Genomic DNA, 22,258 nt, shown 5'->3' on the forward strand with positions numbered 1-22,258 from the left:
AATGAAGAAACATAAAGGTGTATACGGCAAAAAACCATGCTAACCAAAGCTGGCTAACATGGTTTTTAAATAATTTAATTTCGAATCAAATAATCGAAGGCGCCGAGTGATGCTGTGGCACCAGAACCCATTGAAACAATAATTTGTTTGTAGGGGGTATCGGTACAATCGCCAGCAGCGAACACACCTTTCAAACTTGTTTGATTATGCTTATCAACGACAATTTCACCCATTCGATTACGTTCAACGGTGTCCCCTAGCCAATCGGTATTAGGAACTAGACCAATTTGAACGAAAACACCAGCAAGCTCAATATGATGGTGATCATTCGTCTCACGATCAATATAGCTTATGCCATTTACTGTGTCATCTCCGGTAATCTCTGTTGTTTGTGCATTTAAAACAACATCAACATTTGGTAGGGTGTGTAGCCGTTCTTGCAGCACTGCATCAGCTTTTAATTCAGGTAAAAATTCAAGCACCGTTACATGCTTAACAATACCGGCCAAATCAATCGCAGCTTCAACACCTGAGTTACCGCCACCAATAACTGCAACATGCTTACCTTCAAACAATGGTCCATCACAGTGGGGGCAATAGGCGACCCCTTTGTTTTTAAACTCTGCTTCACCAGGTACGCCAATATTACGCCAACGTGCCCCAGTTGAAATAATTACTGCTTTACTTTTTAATGTTGCACCATTATCTAGTGCGACCTCAAAGAGTTCATTTTTTTCTAAACCAGTTGCTTGGAGGCTTTTCATAATATCTACGTTATAATCATTGACGTGCGCCTCAACGCTCGCCATGAGCTTAGGTCCTTCAGTATACGAAGTGCTAATGAAATTCTCAATCCCTAGTGTATCCATTACTTGACCACCAAAGCGATCAGCAACAATACCTGTGCGAATGCCTTTTCTTGCAGCATAAATGGCAGCACTTGCTCCGGCTGGACCACCACCAACAACAAGGATATCAAATGGATCTTTTTCATTAATTGAGCTAGTATCAGGACCAGAACCGATCTTTGCTAAGATGTCATCAAGTGTCATTCGACCAGATTCCATAAATTCACCGTTCAAGTAAACGGATGGGACCGCCATAATGTTCTTACTTTCGACCTCATCCTTAAAAGCTGAGCCTTCGACCATTGTATGGGTAATGTTAGGGTTCAACACACTCATGACATTTAATGCCTGCACAACATCTGGACAGTTGTGGCATGACAGACTGACATAAGTGATAAAGTTATAGCTACCTTCAATTGCTTTAATTTGCTCTACTTGACTGGCTTCAATCTTGGGTGCACGGCCACTTACTTGAAGAAGCGCCATAATTAAAGAAGTGAACTCATGACCAAGTGGAACACCAGCGAAGGTAACACCTGTTACTTCGTCCTTGCGACTAATGCTAAAGCTTGGCGTGCGGTCTAAGCTTGCCTCTTCAACTGAGATCAGTGCTGACATTGATGAGATTTCATCAACAAGCTCTTTAGTCTCTAGAGAAAACTTGTCGTCACCAAGGCTAACCTTGATGACGATGTCGTTTTCTAAAAGCTCTAAATATTGTTTTAGTTGCTGTTTAATGTCTTGATCTAACATACTTATCAAACTCCTTAAATTTTTCCAACAATATCAAGACTTGGCTTAAGTGTTTCCGATCCTTCTTCCCATTTCGCCGGACATACTTCACCTGGATTTTTACGGACATACTGAGCTGCTTTTACTTTATTAATTAATGTGCTTGCATCACGACCAATACCACCAGCATTAATTTCAACAGCTTGAATGACACCATCTGGATCAATGATGAAGGTACCACGGTCAGCTAGACCAGCTTCTTCATCTAAAACATCAAAGTTACGAGAAATAACCTGAGATGGATCACCAATAAGTGGATACTCAATAGAGCTTACAGCTGTTGAATGCTCGTGCCATGCTTTATGCACAAAATGCGTATCTGTAGATACACCATATATTTCAACATCTAATTCTTTAAGTGCTGCGTATTCTTTCTGTAGATCCTCTAGTTCAGTCGGACACACAAAAGAAAAGTCGGCTGGATAAAAACAAACAATGCTCCATTTACCTTTCAAGTTTTCTTCTGTTACCTCAAAGAAATCTTTTCCTGCTTGAAATGCTTGTGCTGAAAATGGTTGTACTTCTGTACCAATAAGAGACATAAATTGTCTTCCTCCTTTAAATTGTTGTTGAATAATTACCATCAGCTCATAAAAGTAGATGTTATTAACGATAATTATTCTAATTCGATATAAGTTATTATAAAGGATCTGTTTTATATGTCAAGCATAACGATTTTTTGTTGTTTAGAGATAAAACACTACTGTTTTATAGTGTTTGACAAGCTATTACAAATATACTGATTATTTTTAGCTATTAAGTATAGCTTAATTACAAAATGATTTTATTATCGTTTATCCATCAGTATTTGATAAGGAGTATTTGTAAAAAGCGTGATGCCCTTCATAAGTCTTGGCTATCCAAAAAATCTAAGTTCTGTATCTTCTACTTCTACGCATATGATAAAGAAGAATGGGGGTAGAATGATGTATCAAGAATTACCTTTATCTATAAATACGGAATGCACCTCAACAAGCCCGCAAATGTCGGTGTACTTTCCGGTACTAACTGATTTCGCTGACCAATCAGTTCAATACTTTGTCAATATGCAAATTGTTAACGGGGTACAACAATTAATTAAGATTCAAGAAACAGAGTTTACTACTCCAATTGTTGAGATGCTAGGTCTATATGAATTAAAAAACAATCAGCAGCAGGTTTTAAGTTTAGTACTATCAAATTACACCTATCATGACAAGGCTGCGCATGGTATGACTTTTTTAAAAGGGTTAACGTTTAATCTGCCCGAGCTTAACGTCTATCAGTTAAATGAACTGTTTAAGCCAGGGACTAATTATGTAGAGGTAATATCTGCACATGTTGCGGCTCAAATTAAGCAACGTGACCTACCATTGCTACAACCGTTTGAAGCAATTAAACCTGATCAGGATTTTTATATTGCAGATAAAACTTTGGTGATTTTCTTTCAGTTGTATGAATTAGTTGCTTATGCTTTTGGGTTTCAGTATTTTCCAATCTCGATTTATGACCTAAGCGAAATTATTAATGAAGACGGACCATTAGGAAGAATGCTTTAATCCTATATTGGAAATGGCCTAGCGAATTATACTGCTAGGCCATCATGGATAACTAATGATTAGTCAAATCTTCTCCATTTGAAGAAATAACTTGTTTATACCAATTAAAAGATTTCTTCTTTGTTCGTTTCAAGGTACCGTTGCCTTCATTATCACGGTCAACATAAATGAAGCCATAACGCTTTTTCATTTCACCTGTTCCGGCACTGACAAGATCAATACAGCCCCATGATGTGTAGCCAAGTAAATCAACCCCATCTAGATCAACTGCGTCTTTCATTGCTTGAATATGTTGTTGGAGATAATTAATTCGGTAATCGTCAGCTACGTATCCATCTGCATCTGGTGTATCAACTGCACCTAATCCATTTTCGACAATAAAAAGAGGTTTCTGATAGCGATCATAGAGTGAATTCATTGTAATCCTAAGACCAAGCGGATCAATTTGCCAACCCCATTCGCTTGCTTCTAAATAAGGATTTTTTACAGAGGCAAATAAGTTACCTGATGTCTTTTCGTTAACTTTAGGGTCGGTTGAAACGACTCGAGATGAATAGTAAGAGAAAGAAATGAAGTCAACAGTGTGCTCCTTGAGTAGCGCTAAATCACCATCCTCCATCTTAATCTCAACCCCTTTTCTTTCAAGCTCTTTTAATGCATAAGCTGGATAGGTTCCACGAGCTTGTACATCAATAAAGAAGTAATTCTCACGATCAGATTGTTGAGCTTTAAAGACATCCTCTGGTTTGCAGGAATAGGGATAGTAATGTCCAGCCGCAAGCATGCACCCGACTTGGTTGTTGGGGTCAACCTCATGAGCTATCTTGGTAGCTAAGGCACTAGCGACGAGCTCATGGTGAGCAGATTGAAATTTCACCTGTTCGGCATGCTCTCCCTCTTCAAAATATAAACCTGCACCAAGGAATGGGGCGTGCAAAATCATATTGATCTCATTAAATGTTAACCAATATTTGACCAAACCTTTGTAACGGGTGAAAATGACCCGACATAGATTTTCGTAAAAATCAATCAGCTTTCGATTGCGCCATGCACCATATTCTTCTACTAAGTGCATCGGACAATCAAAATGTGTAATAGTTACAAGTGGTTCAATCCCATACTTATGACATTCCTTAAAGAGATTTTCGTAGAATTGAAGACCTTCTTCGTTTGGTTCAGCTTCATCACCCTTAGGGAAGATTCTACTCCAAGCAATTGATAGTCGATAGGTTTTAAATCCCATCTCTCCAAACAGAGCAATATCCTCCTTATAATGATGGTACATGTCAATTGCCGTTTTCGCCGGATAAAAGTGCTCGTTATCAAAACTAAACATCTTTTGCTGGCCGGTAATAATTGCTCGCCGGTCCTCACCGGTGGGGATAACGTCAACATTAGCTAGTCCTCTACCACCTTCATCAAAGCCACCTTCACATTGATTGGCAGCTGTTGCGCCACCCCACAAAAAGTCCCTTCTAAATCCCATAATGCTCCTCCTTCTAAAAGATCAGGTGATAAAAGCTTCAAAATAAGCTAATAACCCCTGCTAATAATAGTGCAGAATAACTGTCAGTAAAAGTCTAATCGTTTAGAGCACGCACTTTGGTTATCCCTGTCGATGTTGCCTATGATGCTAATAATCAGTGGGGGATAGAGAAAACCCCCACTGATTGAAAACCATGTTATCGAATGGCTTTAATAATTTTCTCACCTTGTGCAACGTTTGATTCAGTTAAACTAATGATATCACCAAAATCAGCAGAATTTGTAATAACAATTGGTGTAATAGTTTTATATCCCTTGCTGGCAATGTCGTTTAGGTCGAACTCAATTAGTTTATCACCAACAGTTACTTTCTGCCCTTTGTCAACAAAGTACTGATAACCTTCCCCATTAAGCTGAACAGTATCAATTCCGACATGAATAAGTAGCTCGAGGCCATCATCACTCGTTAGACCGATTGCATGCTTTGAGTCAAAGGTAGCTGTTACAGTCCCAGAAATAGGTGACGTTACCACGCCATCAGCAGGTTTAATTGCAACCCCATTACCTAGAATCTCCTCCGAAAACATTCCATCCTCTACAACAGCTAGTGGGACAACAGAACCGTTAATTGGGGAGTAGATCACTTCTTCAGTTGCTGATCCTGTTTGCTTTTCTTCGGTCTGATCTGTCACACTTCCTGGTTTACTGGCGGCAAGTGCATCTTCTTCCTTACTTGGATCTTTGTACAGAATATATGAAACAATGAAGGCAACCACGATACTAATTGCAGCACCAATAATCGCAAAGGTGAAATGACTTAATGTGTCATCACCAATATAGCTTGGTAAAGTGAGTATGCCTGGTGAACCACCAGCAAAGTTTCTGACTCGGAAAATACCCATAAAGAGACCACCGACACCCCCACCAATCATAGCGGCATATAACGGTGTTTTATAGCGCAGGTTTACCCCGTAAAGTGCTGGTTCAGTAATACCAAACAGTCCGGTTAAGCCGGCTGTAGAAGCTAATTGCTTAATTGTAGAATCTTTACTTTTAAAGCTGACGGCTAGCGCTGCTGCGCCTTGTCCAACATTAGAAGCAAGCATACCTGGGTAAATAACCGTATCATAGCCATTTACCATCCGGTTGTTAATTCCAATCGGAACAAGACCGTAGTGTGTTCCAGTAGCAACAAACAAAGGTGATAACGCTCCGATAATTAATGGAACAAGCCATGGACTAAAGTTTTCTAAAGCGGTAATACCTGATGAAATAAGCTCACTAATATAATGACCTAAAGGTCCAATGACAACCAAAGCAAACGTCCCGACAATAGCAATCGTAATTAGCGGCTTACTAAAGAATTTGATTGCCTTTGGTGAGATGCGATCAGCAATCGGCTCAATATAAGACATGAACCATACGGATAAAATAATTGGAATAACTGATGAGCCATAAGTCACGGCAGAAATCGGTAAGCCGAACAAGCTGATGCCATCACCTGCTTCTAAACTATTAACCATGGTGACAAAATTCGGGTGAAGTAAGATACCACCAATCATCATCGCTAAAAACATATTTGCTTTAAATTTTTGCGCTGATGAAGCAGCTAATAAAATTGGCAAAAAGTAAAAGGCGGAATCGGCCATAAAATTAACGACTTGATAGGTTTGGCTTTCGTTATTAACCAGTTCAAAAACTACTAATAAAGAAAGGACAGCCTTTAACATCCCAGCTGCAGTGATGGCAGGAAGGATAGGTGTGAAGATCCCGGTTATTGTGTCAATAACCTTGGCCACTGCTTTGCGATCATCCTTTTTATCGTCCTCGTCATTATTTCCACCAAGTTCGGGAGCCTGTTTAGCCATTTCCTTATAAACACTGCCAACATCACTACCGATAATAACTTGGTATTGCCCACCTTTAGATACGACGCCCATAATCCCGGGAGTATTTTTTAACTGTTCGGTATTTGGTAAATCGTTGTTCTTTAAATTAAAGCGTAACCTTGTTGCACAATGTCCAACATTGTTAATATTTTTTTCGCCACCTACATTTTCCAAAATGGTCTTTGCTAATTCTGGATAATTCATGTTCGTTCCTCCTGAAATATGAAATAAAAAATACCTAAATAATCTCCTGATAACCTCTTGTTAAACAGGGGGAGTTATTTAGGTATAGCCTGCACAACCAGTAACAATCCTATGTTAATTATTTAATTAAATTGACGAGCCTGTTACTCTTCTGATATGAATAGTTAAGTAGATCATCTCGTCTTCTTTAAGATCGCGACCGAATTCCTTAATAATATACTCGCGAATTTTTAGGGCACAGTCATACTCTTGCTTATAGCGTTCTTTTAAAATAAACAAGAAACCGGCGTCTTTATCCTGCTCGAGCTCAACACCACGGTATAAACGATGAACAAAAAATTTCAAATGTGTGATAAAGCGCTCATAATTTAGGGAATACTCATCTAAATCAATTTTATAAAAATACTTAATAATATTAAGGATGTTTTGAATAATTTGCGTCATTTCAGACACTTCACTAACCTTAGACATGTCAAGCTCTGCGTTGACGATATGCAAAGCAATGAATCCTGCTTCGTCCTCTGGCAATGCAATACCAAGCTTAGCCTTAATAATTGAAATGGCTTCTTTTCCAATTAGATACTCATGATTATAGAAACGTTTAATCTCCCATAGTAAGGCATTTTTAATTGGTAGCTTCTTTTGAAAACGTTCAATAGCGTAATCAATGTGATCGGTCAGTGTTAAGTAAATGTTTTCACTTAGTTTCTTTCCTAATGATGCTTTGGCAAAGCTAATAATTTCATTGGCAACTTGAACATGCTCTAATTTAATGTTAGCAAGTAGCTGGGTAAGCTTACTCGTAGTCATGTCCTTATTGCTTGTATATACTTTCTCTATTGCCTCTTCATGAATAGGATCACCAGGCTTCTTCTGAAAACCAATCCCTTTTCCCATTACTAACACTTCATTGTTTGCGCTATCAATAGATTTGACAATGTTGTTGTTAATTACTTTATTTACTTCCACAGATTCTATCTCCTCGGGTGAGATTACATCAGCTAGCTAACCCATTAACTTTGTCAATCAGTCACGTATAGCCCATTTATAATGGTAACAACCCTGACTTTATCCTTATTAGAACATAAGGTATATTTAATGTCAACCTTTTTTAAGGTATGAGAATAAGTGTTTGAAAGCGCTATCTTTTAAGAGGTGGAATGATTACGGTTGGATAAAGCGTATAATCCATTACTACTGGATGGTTAATAGAGCACAGGGGTGAGGGGAGAGAAAAAGACCAGATGAGACAAGTCGAATAAACGAAACTGTTTTCTTAATCGGTTCGCTCCTTCGGCTTGATGGCAACGAAGGAGCTTTATCCGCGATCGCTGGCTAATTTGCTTTTTTTAAAAATTGAATCGCACGATAGAGGGTTGCAAAAGTATGAATAGAACGAAAGTTAATATTTAATTGGACAAGCTTTTGTGCAAGTTCGGGCCTTATCCCACTAAGAATAACTTGAATCCCTATTACACTTAAGGCTTCATTCAGATTAACTAAAATGCCGGCAACCATGGTATCGACGATTGGAACACCGGATAAATCAATCAGCATAGTCCTAACGCCTAATGATCGTCCTTCATAAAGAGCAGTTTCAATTAATGAATCAGCTCGTTCCTCATCAAGTGTCCCAATAATCGGAATGATGGCTATTTGGTCTGATATTTGTACAATTGGGGTAGATAATTCTTTAACTAATTGTTCAAATTCATTATATTTTTTTACGTAATGCGTAATGTAACATTCACTTAAATAAAGACCAGCTTGATTGGCTAAGCTATTAAAGTCTTTAATAACAGAATAAAAATCTGTGTAGCTAAGCGCATTGTATTTAGCTTCTTCAATCATAATGGTCTCAACGGCATCCTGACAGACTTTAACTTGTTCAATGGCAAGCCTAATAGATAAATCCTCACTTATTAGTACACTAGTAAATTGATCGCACCAATCGCGTAACATCATAAAATCGGTTGCTTGGCTAATGTGATCTGCATAAATCTCAATTAGTCTTTCTCGCCAATCCGGAAGCTGAACTGCAGGTTTAGCAGTATCCAAACGATAGCTAGCTAAGATAGCCTTATTATGTAATATTTTCTTTCCTATAGCCTGTTGAATGTCTTTCGGTGAAACTTTAGTCATAGGTTTAATTCACCTCCTTTTTGGGTATAAAATTATTAAAACTGCTAGATTGTTTGACAAGTTTATCATAGTGAGATTAAGGCATAAAAATCAAGTAGGCACTTTTTGGTGCCTACAAAAATAAGGAGCACAAAGCGATGAGAGAGACAGAAAATCATCCAATTGAGGTAACAATGGATGTCGTTTGTGGTAAATGGAAGGCTATTATTTTGTTTCAGTTGTTAGAGGGGACTATTCGCTACAATGAGTTGCATAGGAAAGTGTCGGGGATTAGTAAAAAAATGCTGACACAGCAATTGCGCGAGTTAGAACAGGATTTACTAATTAAACGAATGGAATATGATGAATTACCAACGCGAGTAGAGTATGAACTAACGACATATGGTAGGAATTTAGAAGCGACGCTTTATTTTATGGCCAAGTGGGGCAGCGAACATCGTGAAAAGATGGAGAGAAGTGGTGCGTGATCACGCACCACTGTTTGACTACTTGCTATTATGAACGGGTTAGTTACATACATTGAAAGCTCCAAACTTGATTAGGGTTAATGCTGTGATAAACCCATCCTAGTCTCCCCCATCTAAACCCACTGATCCGCTGGCGTGTAACGAAGGTTGGAAAATACCAAAACTGCTGACCGTTATTTAACCAGATGTAAGTGTTGGTAAATAAGCATCTTCTTATGCCTCGAGCTCCTTGTTGGCCTCCAATACTTAATGGAGCAATTTCAGGTGGAGCAGCCGTTGGTACAGGTGTTGCAGTTGGTACGCGTAAGTTCTCATTCATTTAAACAGCCTTCTTTCATTTTTTTTTACTTTAATTAGCACAGTCAAATGCCTAGTCATGCTTATGTTAGTCTATGATTAGCTTCAACAAAAGTGACGAGTAACTGCAGTGTGCATTCATGAAATTGGCTTAAATGTAAGAAAAGATTTAGCGCAGACTAACACAGCCAGTAAGTACCTGGTTCGTCCAGAGATGGCACTTTGGTTAGACATTGGCTGCATACCTGGAGTACTAACAATTAGGGGATGATAGAGAAACCCCAACTGATTAAAGCGTCATGTTATTTTCACTTAGCTAACCGTTTTAAAATAAAGTATTCTAGCGTACGCCAAGGTAGGAGTCGCTTGACCAAGAGAAGCAAGTGTGCGCCTTTGCCGATAGTATAATAAAGCTTGGGTTTCCTTGATTGACAGATACGCTTAATTAAGTTGGCTACCGCTTTAGGATCTTGACCTTTATCTCTAGCTTGCAGGGCATAATTTAAGACTGTCTTTTTAAGTGTGCTTTGTGTTTCATTAATTTGAGCAAGGCCTTTTGACCAGATCGCTGTTTTAAAGGAGGCAGGTGCAACTAGAGAAACAAAGATATTATCCTTAAGCAACTCAATTCTAAGACTCTCGCTAAAGCCAGCTAAGGCAAATTTAGAAGCGCAATAAGCCGACATACCAGGTAACCCTATGTAACCACTGATGCTACCAATGTTTATAATTTGTGCGCGATCTGACAGTTTAAGTAAGGGTAATAAATGATGAGTAAGGGAGAAGACGCCATTTACATTTACATCTAGCTGGTGTCGCCATTGGGCATCAGCTAAATTGTCAATAAAGCCACCCTGGCAATAGCCAGCATTATTAATTAGCACATCAATATGGGTGTGCTGTTCTGCGAGGTAGTCTTTAAAATTAAGCACATTTTCCAGTTCAGTAACGTCAAGGCGATAAATCTCTAGATTGTTGGCAAGTCCACGTTTACGTGCTTCTGCTAGTAATCGGGATGAATCAGCGGTCATGCGCATCGTCGCAATAACGTAATAATTGGCCTCCAACAGCTCTAAAGTAGTAAGGAAGCCGAATCCACTATTGGTTCCAGTTATTACAGCTTTTTTCATTTTTAACTCTCTCCTTGTCACAATAAAAATAAGCACCTGGGATAGATGCTCTTAATTAATCAGAGCGCATAGCTTCAGATGCTTACGTACTCAACTTTCACATTAACAGTCCAGCTAAGCTGGCTTCAGCCAGCTCTACGTATGGCGCACTAAACAGATAAGAAAGTCAACAGGGCTAGTGCACACCGACTCTTCCATACACAATCAAGGCTTAATGACCATTTTTAGTGTGCGAAAGTTGAGTTATTAAGAAGTATTACTAATTAATTATTAGAAAATATTGATAAAAACCAGTCCCAGATGGCTTCAAAAAAGTTTACCACACTTCTAATAACGCCTTGCCCTTCTTCGCTTTCAGCAAAGTCACCTAACCAATTCCGAGTTGCTTCAATGGTATCCGTTACTTTGCCCCAATCAATATTTAAGTTTCTTAATTTATTAAATAAATCAACAAGCTGACTTAACTGGCTATCCGTTAAATTAATGCCAAGCTCGTTCGCGAGTCGTGAAATTAGGTCACGAAGTTCTTCAGCTGTTTGTGGATTTTCCTGTTCAATCCGCTCTTTAATTTGGTTCATAAAATCAACAGCCGTATCCTCATCAATTCCAGCGTCTTCTGCTAATTCAGCAGTTACTACCATTTCTTCGTTAGCGGCTTGTTTAAGTTCTTCATTAATGGTTTCACCAGTAGTCTCCTCATATGCTTTTATAATTCCAGTTAAAGCACCTGTACCGGAGACGGCAAACGGAGCGGTGACATAAATCTCAGCTCCACTAACACCAGCAGTTGCAAGGGCATTTGTGTACATGGCGCCAGTAATATAGTTAATGTTGTTGGTCGTAACGGCAATTCCGGTATTATCATTGCGTAAGGTAATTTTTGCTGAAGAAATAGCATTTGATCCGATTTGACTAGCTGGAATGTATTCACCTAAATAATTGTGTTCCTCTTGATTTGTGACATAGATAATTTCGTAGGCATCTTCATCCTCAACACCGAGGTCAGATAAAACGGTTGCTCGTTGTTCAGCCGACAAATCCTCACCTAATGTAATAATTACTTCCCCTTCAATTGCATCAGCAAAGACAGGTGGGAGTAACGTATATAGAAAAAATGCCACGGCCATTAATAATATACTTGCTTTTGGGATAAGGTGTTTCATTTAAATGCCTCCTTTATTTGCAAAAAGGGTAATTTTTCAATAACCCACTCTCTATCTTACACTAAAACAATTAGCTTGTCCGCTTTTATCATAAGTCTATGTGTAATCGGTTATTATAGAACTGCTAAACATAATGATAAACTATTAAAGAGAGTTTACTATAATTAATAAGACGACATTGAGAAGAAATTAGTTACGCAGAAAGGTAGTAAGCTGCACAATAAAAACTCACTTACGTACAAGTAAGTGAGCATACATTTAGCGGTATTCGTTTAATTATTCTGTTAGATCGCCACCGTCAACGATAAAGGAAGGTTCACTTTCTTTTGTACTTCAATTTTTGATTTTGCACGATTGGATTAATTCATGCTAAGTACCCAACTCCGCGGAAAGCGAATCCATTGCTTTTCCGAACGATACAGCTCGCCACATTGATAAGAAAGTCGTGCATACCGACTCTCCTAAACAAGTTCAAGGCTTGATGACTATCTTCAGTGTGCGAAAGTTGAGTGAAAAAGATTTAGGTTTTTTATTCTTACTGCTGCCTCTACTAAACGGTCTGAGGGAGTAACAAGGCCAGTACGGACGTAGCCTTCACCACATTCACCAAAGCCGTTTCCAGGGGCTACGACGACATGCGCATGCTCCAGCAAGTAATCAGCGAAAGTCTGCGATGTAAAGTGATCAGGTATTTTGAGCCAGCAGAAGAAGGTACCGCTTGGGGCTTTGACTTGCCAACCCGCTTCCTCTAACGCCGCTACAAATTTATTTCTCCGTGTTTCGTAGGTTTTCGTCAAAGCAATTGTTTCATCCTGTGGGCCAAGTAAAGCCGTGCTGGCAGCATCTTGGATTGCCCCGAACAAACTGACATAAAGATGATCTTGAATTAAATTAATCTGTTTAATAACAGAGCGATTACCAATGGCAAACCCAACCCGCCATCCCGCCATATTATAGGCTTTGGATAAGGTAAACATCTCAATGCCTATATCTTTTGCGCCTTCTGTCTGTAGAAAGCTGCGCGGCTTTTCACCATCAAATCCAATGGTTGCATAGGCGAAATCATGACATACACAAATATTATGAGTCTTGGCTAATGACACGGTTTGCTCGAAAAAAGCAGGGGATGCTGTAGCTGCCGTTGGGTTATTTGGATAATTGAGAAACATAAGTTTCGCCTCATGCAACTGCTCAGTGGTTAAAACGTTATAGTTAGGTAAAAAGTTATTTTCTTCTAGCAACGGCATCATAACTGTTCTTGCGTGTGCAAGTGCAATCCCCGACATATAATCGGGATAGCCTGGATCGGGTAATAAAGCTAAATCACCAGGGTTTAGTAAGCATTGACTCAGCTCTACTAACCCAGTTTTAGAACCAGGTAAGATTGCTATCTCATGCTCTGCATCCAACTCTACGCCATACTCTCGCCAATAATAGCTTGCAACAGCTTCCTTAAGCTTGCTATGACCACGAAATGGGGAATATTTATGATAATCTGGATTAGCTGCTGCTTTCTGTAATGCTTCAACAATATAATGAGGTGTCGGCAGGTCTGGATTTCCTTGACCAAGATTAATGACATCATGGCCTGCTTGCACCAAAGCTTGGGCTTTGTTGACTAAACGCGCAAAGAACTGGTCGGGTAGGCGCTCTAACGCTGTTGAGGATGGAAATGTATTCACGGTTTAACACCTCTTTATGATAAATTCGAAGTTTTAAAGACTATCATAGTCAAAGTTGTCACAAATGTAAAGAGAGAATTATGACAATTATGAATCTTGACACAATAGTGGTCGAGTGGGATAATTTGCAACAACTAACGCAAGCATTTAAGGGGATGATGGTTTTGGAATCTATTCAAGTTCAAGGGGCCCCCAATCTATATCGTTGTCACTCAGGGTCTCTTCAAGCATTACAGCAAGCAGTCATTAACGAGCAATGGAAAAAGGGGTTGCTCATTCACGGTGAGCAATCATGGCGAGTTGCTAAGCCCTATCTGGATAAGCTTAATTTAAATTTGACTGGAGTCAGGTATTGTGGTGAATGTACCGAAGCTGAAGTTGATCGCTTAGCAGCAAAGGCAGAAATAGAGCAGGCTGAATATATCTTAGCGGTGGGGGGCGGAAAGATATTGGATCTTGGCAAGGCCTGTGCGATAAAGCTAAACATTCCATATTTACTTGTGCCAACCTTAGCTTCTAACTGTGCACCATGGACACCATTAAGTGTTTTTTACAATGAAGAAGGTACCTTTATCAAGCATATTGTTTATGCCCAAAATGCTTATCTGGTGGCTGTTGAACCGGAGCTTATTCTGAATTCACCAGTTGCCTTTCTCCGAGCTGGAATTGGCGATACGATTGCAAAGTGGTATGAGGCTGATGTCTTAGCACGACAATTAAAGCGTAAACCATTAGCAGTTACTATTGCTCTAAATGCAGCACAATTGTGTCGTGATCTTCTACTAAAGTATGGTGAACAGGCAATTGTCGATCACGAAAACAAGGAATTAACACCTGCGTATCTCCAAGTAATTGAAACTATTATTATGGCAGGTGGGATGGTTGGCGGATTCGGGGAACGGTATGGTAGAATTGCAGGAGCACACTCTATTCATAATGGGCTTACTGCTTTGGCAGAGACTCATGAACAGCTACACGGTGACAAGGTTGCATATGGTATATTAGTGCAATTGGCTTTGGAGAATCGGTTTGATGAAATCGAGGAGCTTTTGCCTTACTATCGCCGTCTAGGCTTACCGGCAGCGCTCAGAGAGTTAGGTGTAAAAGACCAATTAGACTTAGCGTTTGAGTGCGTTGCTCAAACGGCCACTAGGCCCAGTGAGTCTATTCATCTTATGGAAAATGCATCTAAAGAATCAGTGGCTCACGCTATGAAGCGGTTAGAGGCTTGGATTGCTATCTAAGTGAATTTAGGAGGTAAATAATGAAACTTGCGCTTATTCAGATGGATATTGCTTTTGGTTTACCAGAGGTCAACCGTGCTTATGTTAAGAATCAAGTGGAAAAGATAGTTGCTCAAGGGCAGGTAGATTTAATTATGCTACCAGAACTGTGGACAACTGGTTATGACCTTACGCGTTTCAACGAGATTGCTGAGGATAATGGGCAAGATACAATCACCTTTATTGCAGATCTGGCAAGAAAGCATCAGGTTCACTTTGTAGCAGGTTCTATTGCTAATCGTAAGCATGATAAATTTTACAATACTTTAATTGTAATTAATAGCAACGGGGAAGTAGAAAAGCAATACGACAAAGCTCACCTCTTTCGACTAATGGACGAGGATAAATATCTAGCGGAGGGGGAGGATCAGGGATTATTTATTCTAAATAACTACGTATCAGCTGGCGTTATTTGTTATGATATTCGCTTTCCTGAATGGATTCGTACCCATATGCTTAATGGAGCAAAGCTTCTTTATGTCGTAGCAGAGTGGCCCAAGGCACGAATTGACCATTGGCGCACCTTACTTATTAGCCGCGCAATTGAAAACCAGTGCTATGTCATTGCTTGTAACCGAGTAGGAGAAGATGCGAATAACCGCTTCGGTGGTCACTCACTTGTTGTTGATCCTTGGGGTAAGGTTGTCGCTGAGGCTGCGGAAGAGCCGACGACACTTTATGCAGAGATTGACATGTTAGAGGTTGATCGTATTCGAAAGACTATTCCTGTTTATCAGGATCGTCGAGCTAATTTGTATCGCTTACAAAAATAAGCTATTATAAAAAAATTCTGATAAAACAAAAAAAAGGTTTGACTTCTTTTAAAAGCCATTGTAAAGTAATTATCACAATCACATAACGAATTGAACAATTCTTATCCAGAGAGGTGGAGGGACTGGCCCTTTGAAGCCTCGGCAACAGACATGTGATGTCACTGTGCCAATTCCAGCAAGCTAGTATGAGCTTGAAAAGATAAGGAGAGTACACTTAATTTATATAAGGACTCTTCATATCTAAGCAGATAAGAAGCGTCCTTTTTTATTTTCTTTTAAAAAAGAAGTACACATTCGTTCATGGATAAAAGGGGGAGTTTAATTATGAGAAAATTAGTTTATTTACTAGGTTTATTTATTACTGTCGTTGCCTTGGTAGCGTGCGGAGATAGTGCGGGTGAGGCACTGTCAGAAGATGAAATTACAGTAGGCGTTACGGCTGGTCCACACGAGCAAATATTTGAGAAGGTAGCGGAATTAGCAGAAGAACAGGGTTTAACCATTAATGTAGAGGTATTTACAGAGTATGTTATACCCAATACAGCATTGGCTGAAGGTGAGCTTGATGTAAACAGCTACCAGCACAAACCATTCCTAGATAACTTTAAAGAGGATCGTGGTTTAGATATCGTTGATGTGGCAACAACAGTAAATTTCCCAATGGGGATTTACTCATCTGCTATCGGTGATGTGTCCGAACTTCAAGATGGTGATTCAGTAGCGCTTCCAAATGATCCCACTAACGGTGCGCGAGCACTTATGCTATTTGAAGATGCTGGTCTAATTACTTTAGCCGAAGGTGTGGGAGCAGCGGCAACAGTATTAGATATTGAAGAAAACCCATTAAATCTTGACTTTATTGAACTAGAAGCATCACAAATTCCGCGACAATTGGAGGAACTAGCAGCTGCTGCAATTAATACTAACTTTGCTATTGAGCATGGTTATGTTCCGACAGAAGATTCTATCTTCATTGAACCAGGTGACTCACCATGGGTTAATCTCCTCGTTGTTCGAGAAGAGAATGAGGATGATCCAGTTGTTCAGACATTAATTGATATTTACCATTCTGATGAGGTTAAACAATTTATTGAAGATACTTTCGAGGGCTCAGTCGTAGCGTCGTGGTAATATCTTCAGTAACAAGCAAGTTAAGGGGTAGATTGAATGATTGAATTAAAAAATGTAACGAAAAAATTTGAATCAAAAAAGAAGGGCCACGCCATTCTTGCATTAAAAAACGTGAATTTAACAGTAAATCAAGGTGAGATATTTGGTGTGATTGGCTATAGCGGAGCAGGGAAGAGTACCCTGGTTCGCTGTGTCAATTTTTTAGAGAAGCCTTCATCTGGTGAAGTCATTGTTAATGGTCAAACACTAGGCAAACTTACTAATGACCAATTGCGTCAAGCTAGACAGAATATTGGTATGATCTTTCAAGGGTTCAATTTATTAAAGACAGCGAATGTGTATGATAATATCGCTATTCCCTTGAAGCTAACGGGTATACCTGCTTCAGAAATTAAAGCGCGTGTTGAAAAGTATCTTAATATTGTTGGGTTATCCGACAAAAAGTATGTTTTTCCTAATCAATTATCTGGCGGGCAAAAGCAACGTGTTGCAATAGCCAGAGCCCTATCACACGAACCGGATATTTTACTTAGTGACGAGGCTACCAGTGCTTTAGATCCAGAGACTACAGACTCGATCTTAAATTTATTATTAAAGATCAATCGGGAATTTGGCATTACCATCCTGCTGATTACTCATGAAATGCATGTTATACAAAAGATTTGTGATCGTGTTGCTGTGATGGAAAATGGTGAAATTATTGAACAGGGTAATGTTATTGATGTTTATAGTGATCCCCAAACTACAACAACAGAACGCTTTGTTAGTAGTATTTTTCCAAGTGACATTCCCAACGAAATTATTGAAGAGTTGGCTCAAAGGGGCCCAATTATTCAATTAACATTTGTTGGGGAATCTGCCGATCAACCCGCACTATCAATGTTAGCAAAGAAATTTGATATTCATAGCAATATTCTGTCTGGAAATATTGTACAGCTTAAGGACCGTCCATTTGGTAAGCTTACTGCCCATATTCAAGGTACCAAAGCTGAAACAGATAAGGCTTTGCATTATTTAATTGAACAGGGTGTTAAAGTGAGTGAGGTGAAGGTTAATGGCTAATTTTTTTGATCAGATTGATCGCTGGGGTGGGCTAATCTGGCAAGCGACAATAGAAACCTTCCAAATGGTAAGTATTTCGTTAATTATCTCGATAATCATTGGCCTTCCTTTAGGAATACTCCTTGTTATCACGAGACCAAATAAAAGTTACAATAATAAATTTATCTATCAATCATTGAATATTGTTATTAATATTATTCGCTCCATTCCATTTATTATTCTATTATTCACATTGTTGCCTTTTACGCGCTTTATCGTAGGTACTTCGATGGGGGTGCGGGGTGTTATTCTCCCACTAGTTGTTTTTACCGCTCCTTATATTGCGAGGTTGATGGAGTCGGCACTGTTAGAGGTTGATAGAGGTGTACTTGAAGCATATGAAGCAATGGGGATAAAAACACGCGATATAATTTGGCATGTGATGGTTCGCGAGGCTAGGCCATCTATCATCCTAGGTATCACCATAGCCGTAATTGGCTTAATTGGAGCGACTGCAATGGCTGGGTTGGTTGGTGCAGGTGGTCTTGGTGATGTTGCCTATCGTTTTGGTCATTTGCGCTATGAACCAGAGGTCATGTACGTAACTATTATTATTTTAATCATTATCATTCAGGCAATTCAATCAATTGGTAATGTATTGGCGTCCCGTGCTAAAAAGGATTAAGGAAGGGATTTTATATGAGCAGTATGGAGCGATTTCAAACAGACTTACCGTTTTCCTTTCATGATTGGGAAGAACTTGCTCAACAAGAGCTTGATCCAGGTGCATTTGGTTATATTCAAAGTGGGTCGGGTAACGAGACGACACTTAGACATAATGAACAGGCATTTGAGAAGTGGTCAATAATACCAAGAGTGCTAGCTGATGTCTCGGCACAAGACCCCACAGTTAAATTATTTAGTCGTGAGCATCAGGTGCCAATTTTATTGGCACCAGTTGGCTTTCAGGGTATTGTTCACCCGGAAGGGGAGCGGGCGTCAGCTAGTAGCGCATCCGAGAATGGCTTCCCCTTTATTACAAGCACTGTATCATCTGTTTCAATTGAGGGAATTGCAAAGCTCATGAATGATGTCCCATATTATTTTCAGCTATATTGGCCAAATGACCACGATGTTGCAGTAAGCTTCATTAAACGCGCAGAGCAAGCTCAATATGCGGGTATTGTCGTGACCGTCGATACACCCTTTCTCGGCTGGCGAGAACGAGATCTGTCTAACCATTATTTCCCGATGCAGACGGGAGCAGGTATTGAAAACTTTGTAAGTGATCAGGTTTTTCAAGCGAAATATAATAGCGATCAGTCGTTAACAAAGGCAGACTTTATTAAAACAATTCAATCAATTTTATTTAAGCAGAATCTAACTTGGCGTCAGATTGAATGGTTAAAAGAACAAACGCAGTTGCCAATTATTTTAAAAGGTGTATTACATCCTGAAGATGCGAGGCGTGCTGCGGCACTCGGTGTCGATGGTTTAATCGTTTCAAATCATGGTGGGCGGCAGTTAGATGGGGTCATAAGTGGTTTAGACGCGTTACCGGAAATTGTGACAGCGGTCGGCAATGAATTGACTATCCTAATGGATGGTGGGGTTAGACGGGGTGCTGATATTATTAAGGCGTTAGCCTTAGGTGCAGATGCAGTGCTGTTAGGAAGACCCTATGTTTATGGCTTGGTGAAGGGGCAACGCGGTGTGACAGCGGTGCTCACAAATTTAAAGAAAGATTTCGTAACGGGTTTGGCAATATCAGGTGTAACATCACCATCAGAGCTTAATTCAGCAATCATAAAAAGACTTGGTTAATTAAATGCCAAGTCTTTTTTAAGATCAATTCACGAGTTAAACAGCTAAATAAAGCTTAATATGAGAGGGACTTAAAACATAAATACCGTGCTCATCCTTATTCGTTTCATAGCCTAGTCCGTGCAACTTTTCAATTACTCCTACTTGCTTTTCATCATCAGGATAGACAATTGTATATGAGCGTAATCCAGTATCGTGAGCGGCTGCAGGCGGTGCCCCAACACCGTTCCATGTATTTAAACCAATATGATGATGGTAGCCTTCCGTTGAGATAAACAAAGCCTGATCACCGAAGCGGCTGACAACTTCAAAGCCTAATCCACGGGTATAGAAATGCTCAGCAGCAGTTAAATCACTAACGTGTAAATGAATATGACCAAGGACAGTAGTAGCCGGTGCTTGCTGCCAGTCTGATAATTCTTGAGCTATTTCGAGTAACTCGTTAGCTTTTAGCGGATCGATGCTCATCTTTACCAAGTCATTCTGCCAGCTCCATGATTCTGGTGGTCGATCTGCGTAGACTTCAATGCCGTTACCCTCAGGATCATCAAAGTAAATGGCCTCACTAACTAAATGATCTGACGCACCTATTTGTATATTTATACCAATAAGGTGTTTTAAGAATCTGGCAAGTTCAGAGCGAGAAGGTAAAAGAACCGCAAAATGATAGAGACCGGTGGTTTTAATCGTTGCTTTCTTATAGCTGTTATCCTGAATTAGTGTTAGTAAAGGGGGCTCGTTAATAATTCCTAATTGGACAAAGCGATCTCCCTCTTTAATGACAACAAAGCCAAGGACAGTTTGATAAAATTCCTTCATCTTTGTTAAATCCTGTACGTTTAAGCTAAGACTTTTAATATAAGTGGCTGGCTTTTTGTGAAAGCTCATCTGAAACTCCTCCTGTCAATTCAACCCCGACTAACGCGTTAGTTAAACCGGTTTAATGTAGTGTAGCATAAAAAAGAAAATATATGTACAGTAAAGTCTTGAAATCGAGATTTTTCCCAATAAACTTAACTTTTGCTAATAACTTCTCAAAAAAATGTGCCGTAACTAAAAATCGTGTATTAAATCGAAAATGATGGTTGGCGTTTACCGGTAGCTAATTATGGGTATTAAGACTTCAGGACTTAAGTTATAGTCTGACCCATAGGAGGATGAAAAGTGACCTTATTAGCGAACAAAGAAAAATTTGATAGTGAGATAAATCAGCAGGTTTTTGCTGCACTTGAGCACAATTTAGCAATTATTCGTTTTAATCGCATGCAACAAGTAGAATATGTGAACGAGAATTTTGCAAAGACAATGCATTATACTAGAAATGAAATGATTGGGATGAATCATAAACAATTTTGTTATGATCACTTTTCCTTAAGTAAGGCTTACCAAGCGTTTTGGGAGCAATTATGGTCTGGTCAACGATTTCAAAATAAAATTGAACGAAAAGACAAAAAAGGTAACAAGGTTTACCTAGAAGCAACCTATATGCCTGTCTTTAATAAGCAGCAGCGGGTAGTTGCAGTGTTGAAAGTTGCGACCGATTTAACGAAACGACAAAAGTTAGTGGAGCAGGTCGTAAACAAGTTAAATGACCAGTCAACGGAATTATATGCTCGCTCTAAGTCTGGTGTCGAGCAAAGTCAATTTGTTGCAAAGAAAGTTGATCATGTTACATCAGTATACCAAGAAGGACAAGATACATTAACTGCGTTACAAGCCAAAACAGCATCAATTGAAGGTATAGTTAAAACAATTCGCAATATTGCATCGCAAACAAACTTACTTGCATTAAATGCTGCGATTGAAGCTGCCCGTGCAGGAGAATATGGGCGTGGCTTTAATGTGGTCGCAACTGAGGTTAGAAAGCTTGCTAATGGCGTTGATGCTTCAATTGATGAAATAAAATCGGAAATTGGGAAGATTACCATGGGGATACAAGCAATTGCTAAAAGTACTTCCTTAGTAAAAGATAATATGGAAGAGATGCAGCAGGAGTTATCGTTAGCTGCTAATGATTTTGAAGATCTTTTTTCTGTAGCTGAACAAGTTGAACAACAAGCTCAGGAAGTAGCTAAAATAATTTAGAGAGTGTTCTGTAAATGAAAGAACTTGCACCAGCACTTAGCGTGTGTGCTCGTTCTTTCAATACATAGTAGTTTGCAGCTTTAAGCTTTACTCTCTGCAGCGGTGATGGGTTCAATCTTCCCTCTCGGTCGTTTACTTTCGTTAACATTAACCTTACTAGTACCGACAAACAAGCCACCTTCATCAATAATAATACCAGACGATTCAATGTCGCCAGTAACTGAACCACTTGCTTCAACATGTACGGTTTGGTTAGTATAAATTGCTCCCTTAGCTTCACCAGCTACAATGACATGCTTAGCCTTAATTGAAGGCTCTGCAGAACCTGTTTTTCCAATATAAACATCACCATTGCATTCAATTTCTCCTAGGACCTTGCCATCAATCCTCAGGCTAGAAGGAAGTTTAATTTTTCCTTCAATTACTGTGTCTTTTCCAATAACCGTATCAATCATTTTTTCGTTTTTCTTACTTAACATGCTAA

The 22,258-nt window shown here is 39.4% G+C and carries 20 protein-coding genes, 2 pseudogenes and 1 riboswitch; of the genes and pseudogenes, 10 read left to right on the forward strand and 12 right to left on the reverse strand.

Annotated elements, in window-relative coordinates:
* Window positions 1-74 precede the first annotated feature (74 nt).
* Window positions 75-1,601 (reverse strand): alkyl hydroperoxide reductase subunit F, encoded by a 1,527-nt coding sequence (ahpF, locus tag BM000_RS07460; RefSeq protein WP_091496440.1) that lies wholly within the window; start codon window positions 1,599-1,601, stop codon window positions 75-77.
* A 14-nt stretch (window positions 1,602-1,615) separates the two neighbouring features.
* Entirely contained in the window at window positions 1,616-2,182 is a 567-nt protein-coding gene (gene ahpC, locus BM000_RS07465) for an alkyl hydroperoxide reductase subunit C (protein ID WP_091496442.1), read from the reverse strand.
* A 384-nt stretch (window positions 2,183-2,566) separates the two neighbouring features.
* Here ahpC and BM000_RS07470 point away from each other — a divergent pair, with 384 nt between their 5' ends.
* A complete protein-coding gene (locus BM000_RS07470) occupies window positions 2,567-3,178 on the forward strand; it encodes a DUF3298 and DUF4163 domain-containing protein (protein ID WP_245751603.1) in 612 nt (203 codons plus the stop codon).
* 52 nt (window positions 3,179-3,230) lie between these two features.
* On the opposite strand, the gene BM000_RS07475 is transcribed toward BM000_RS07470, so the two are convergent.
* The 4 genes from BM000_RS07475 to BM000_RS07490 all read right to left on the reverse strand — a co-directional run bounded on the left by BM000_RS07475 (window position 3,231) and on the right by BM000_RS07490 (window position 8,898).
* A complete protein-coding gene (locus BM000_RS07475) occupies window positions 3,231-4,664 on the reverse strand; it encodes a 6-phospho-beta-glucosidase (RefSeq protein WP_091496444.1) in 1,434 nt (477 codons plus the stop codon).
* A gap of 196 nt (window positions 4,665-4,860) precedes the next feature.
* The gene (locus BM000_RS07480; protein WP_091496446.1) at window positions 4,861-6,756 is read right to left on the reverse strand and encodes a beta-glucoside-specific PTS transporter subunit IIABC; all 1,896 of its coding nucleotides are present in this window, start codon (window positions 6,754-6,756) and stop codon (window positions 4,861-4,863) included.
* Between the two features lie 126 nt (window positions 6,757-6,882).
* Window positions 6,883-7,725 (reverse strand): BglG family transcription antiterminator LicT, encoded by an 843-nt coding sequence (licT, locus tag BM000_RS07485; RefSeq protein WP_091496448.1) that lies wholly within the window; start codon window positions 7,723-7,725, stop codon window positions 6,883-6,885.
* 366 nt (window positions 7,726-8,091) lie between these two features.
* Entirely contained in the window at window positions 8,092-8,898 is an 807-nt protein-coding gene (locus BM000_RS07490) for an STAS domain-containing protein (protein ID WP_091496449.1), read from the reverse strand.
* 137 nt (window positions 8,899-9,035) lie between these two features.
* Here BM000_RS07490 and BM000_RS07495 point away from each other — a divergent pair, with 137 nt between their 5' ends.
* Entirely contained in the window at window positions 9,036-9,365 is a 330-nt protein-coding gene (locus BM000_RS07495) for a winged helix-turn-helix transcriptional regulator (RefSeq protein ID WP_091496451.1), read from the forward strand.
* Between the two features lie 43 nt (window positions 9,366-9,408).
* Here BM000_RS07495 and BM000_RS07500 read toward each other — a convergent pair whose 3' ends face one another.
* From BM000_RS07500 to BM000_RS07515, 4 genes are all read right to left on the reverse strand, one after another.
* Complete coding sequence (locus tag BM000_RS07500; protein ID WP_245751604.1) at window positions 9,409-9,684, reverse strand: transporter; 276 nt, start codon at window positions 9,682-9,684, stop codon at window positions 9,409-9,411.
* Window positions 9,685-9,970: 286 nt separating this feature from the next.
* Window positions 9,971-10,792 (reverse strand): SDR family NAD(P)-dependent oxidoreductase, encoded by an 822-nt coding sequence (locus BM000_RS07505; protein ID WP_091496453.1) that lies wholly within the window; start codon window positions 10,790-10,792, stop codon window positions 9,971-9,973.
* A 263-nt stretch (window positions 10,793-11,055) separates the two neighbouring features.
* Entirely contained in the window at window positions 11,056-11,955 is a 900-nt protein-coding gene (locus BM000_RS07510; RefSeq protein ID WP_091496455.1) for a DUF1002 domain-containing protein, read from the reverse strand.
* A gap of 491 nt (window positions 11,956-12,446) precedes the next feature.
* A complete protein-coding gene (locus BM000_RS07515) occupies window positions 12,447-13,637 on the reverse strand; it encodes a pyridoxal phosphate-dependent aminotransferase (RefSeq protein WP_091496457.1) in 1,191 nt (396 codons plus the stop codon).
* An 80-nt stretch (window positions 13,638-13,717) separates the two neighbouring features.
* Here BM000_RS07515 and BM000_RS07520 point away from each other — a divergent pair, with 80 nt between their 5' ends.
* The 6 genes from BM000_RS07520 to BM000_RS07545 all read left to right on the forward strand — a co-directional run bounded on the left by BM000_RS07520 (window position 13,718) and on the right by BM000_RS07545 (window position 19,689).
* Complete coding sequence (locus BM000_RS07520; RefSeq protein WP_245751605.1) at window positions 13,718-14,881, forward strand: iron-containing alcohol dehydrogenase family protein; 1,164 nt, start codon at window positions 13,718-13,720, stop codon at window positions 14,879-14,881.
* A 20-nt stretch (window positions 14,882-14,901) separates the two neighbouring features.
* A complete protein-coding gene (locus BM000_RS07525; RefSeq protein ID WP_091496458.1) occupies window positions 14,902-15,693 on the forward strand; it encodes a carbon-nitrogen family hydrolase in 792 nt (263 codons plus the stop codon).
* Window positions 15,694-15,791: 98 nt separating this feature from the next.
* A riboswitch (SAM riboswitch) is annotated at window positions 15,792-15,899 on the forward strand.
* A 118-nt stretch (window positions 15,900-16,017) separates the two neighbouring features.
* Window positions 16,018-16,824: a MetQ/NlpA family ABC transporter substrate-binding protein gene (locus tag BM000_RS07530; protein WP_091496460.1), complete on the forward strand. Its 807-nt coding sequence runs from the start codon at window positions 16,018-16,020 to the stop codon at window positions 16,822-16,824.
* 36 nt (window positions 16,825-16,860) lie between these two features.
* Entirely contained in the window at window positions 16,861-17,886 is a 1,026-nt protein-coding gene (locus BM000_RS07535; RefSeq protein WP_091496462.1) for a methionine ABC transporter ATP-binding protein, read from the forward strand.
* Entirely contained in the window at window positions 17,879-18,550 is a 672-nt protein-coding gene (locus BM000_RS07540) for a methionine ABC transporter permease (protein WP_091496464.1), read from the forward strand. Before BM000_RS07535 ends, BM000_RS07540 begins: the two co-directional genes overlap by 8 nt.
* A gap of 14 nt (window positions 18,551-18,564) precedes the next feature.
* Complete coding sequence (locus tag BM000_RS07545) at window positions 18,565-19,689, forward strand: alpha-hydroxy-acid oxidizing protein (protein WP_091496466.1); 1,125 nt, start codon at window positions 18,565-18,567, stop codon at window positions 19,687-19,689.
* A 36-nt stretch (window positions 19,690-19,725) separates the two neighbouring features.
* On the opposite strand, the gene BM000_RS07550 is transcribed toward BM000_RS07545, so the two are convergent.
* A complete protein-coding gene (locus BM000_RS07550) occupies window positions 19,726-20,577 on the reverse strand; it encodes a VOC family protein (RefSeq protein ID WP_091496468.1) in 852 nt (283 codons plus the stop codon).
* Between the two features lie 276 nt (window positions 20,578-20,853).
* On the opposite strand from BM000_RS07550, the pseudogene BM000_RS17215 reads away from it, so the two are divergent.
* Both BM000_RS17215 and BM000_RS17220 read left to right on the forward strand, forming a co-directional pair.
* Window positions 20,854-21,249 (forward strand): annotated as a pseudogene (locus BM000_RS17215) (PAS domain-containing protein); the annotation flags it as partial.
* A 123-nt stretch (window positions 21,250-21,372) separates the two neighbouring features.
* Window positions 21,373-21,774, forward strand: a pseudogene (locus tag BM000_RS17220) (methyl-accepting chemotaxis protein); the annotation flags it as partial.
* Between the two features lie 80 nt (window positions 21,775-21,854).
* Here the strand turns inward: BM000_RS17220 and BM000_RS07560 are convergent.
* Window positions 21,855-22,253, reverse strand: a complete 399-nt coding sequence (locus BM000_RS07560; protein ID WP_091496470.1) for a bactofilin family protein — start codon at window positions 22,251-22,253, stop codon at window positions 21,855-21,857.
* Window positions 22,254-22,258: the final 5 nt, after the last annotated feature.

This window comes from Amphibacillus marinus (assembly GCF_900110345.1).
GTDB classification, from domain to species: Bacteria; Bacillota; Bacilli; order Bacillales; family Amphibacillaceae; genus Amphibacillus_D; species Amphibacillus_D marinus.

Excerpts from the sequence above, each read along its gene's own strand:
- ahpF (WP_091496440.1), bottom strand. The coding sequence starts at position 1,601 with ATGTTAGATCAAGACATTAAACAGCAACTAAAACAATATTTAGAGCTT.
- ahpC (WP_091496442.1), bottom strand. The coding sequence starts at position 2,182 with ATGTCTCTTATTGGTACAGAAGTACAACCATTTTCAGCACAAGCATTT.
- BM000_RS07470 (WP_245751603.1), top strand. The coding sequence starts at position 2,567 with ATGTATCAAGAATTACCTTTATCTATAAATACGGAATGCACCTCAACA.
- BM000_RS07475 (WP_091496444.1), bottom strand. The coding sequence starts at position 4,664 with ATGGGATTTAGAAGGGACTTTTTGTGGGGTGGCGCAACAGCTGCCAAT.
- BM000_RS07480 (WP_091496446.1), bottom strand. The coding sequence starts at position 6,756 with ATGAATTATCCAGAATTAGCAAAGACCATTTTGGAAAATGTAGGTGGC.
- BM000_RS07490 (WP_091496449.1), bottom strand. The coding sequence starts at position 8,898 with ATGACTAAAGTTTCACCGAAAGACATTCAACAGGCTATAGGAAAGAAA.
- BM000_RS07495 (WP_091496451.1), top strand. The coding sequence starts at position 9,036 with ATGAGAGAGACAGAAAATCATCCAATTGAGGTAACAATGGATGTCGTT.
- BM000_RS07500 (WP_245751604.1), bottom strand. The coding sequence starts at position 9,684 with ATGAATGAGAACTTACGCGTACCAACTGCAACACCTGTACCAACGGCT.
- BM000_RS07505 (WP_091496453.1), bottom strand. The coding sequence starts at position 10,792 with ATGAAAAAAGCTGTAATAACTGGAACCAATAGTGGATTCGGCTTCCTT.
- BM000_RS07510 (WP_091496455.1), bottom strand. The coding sequence starts at position 11,955 with ATGAAACACCTTATCCCAAAAGCAAGTATATTATTAATGGCCGTGGCA.
- BM000_RS07520 (WP_245751605.1), top strand. The coding sequence starts at position 13,718 with ATGACAATTATGAATCTTGACACAATAGTGGTCGAGTGGGATAATTTG.
- BM000_RS07525 (WP_091496458.1), top strand. The coding sequence starts at position 14,902 with ATGAAACTTGCGCTTATTCAGATGGATATTGCTTTTGGTTTACCAGAG.
- BM000_RS07530 (WP_091496460.1), top strand. The coding sequence starts at position 16,018 with ATGAGAAAATTAGTTTATTTACTAGGTTTATTTATTACTGTCGTTGCC.
- BM000_RS07535 (WP_091496462.1), top strand. The coding sequence starts at position 16,861 with ATGATTGAATTAAAAAATGTAACGAAAAAATTTGAATCAAAAAAGAAG.
- BM000_RS07540 (WP_091496464.1), top strand. The coding sequence starts at position 17,879 with ATGGCTAATTTTTTTGATCAGATTGATCGCTGGGGTGGGCTAATCTGG.
- BM000_RS07545 (WP_091496466.1), top strand. The coding sequence starts at position 18,565 with ATGAGCAGTATGGAGCGATTTCAAACAGACTTACCGTTTTCCTTTCAT.
- BM000_RS07550 (WP_091496468.1), bottom strand. The coding sequence starts at position 20,577 with ATGAGCTTTCACAAAAAGCCAGCCACTTATATTAAAAGTCTTAGCTTA.
- BM000_RS07560 (WP_091496470.1), bottom strand. The coding sequence starts at position 22,253 with ATGTTAAGTAAGAAAAACGAAAAAATGATTGATACGGTTATTGGAAAA.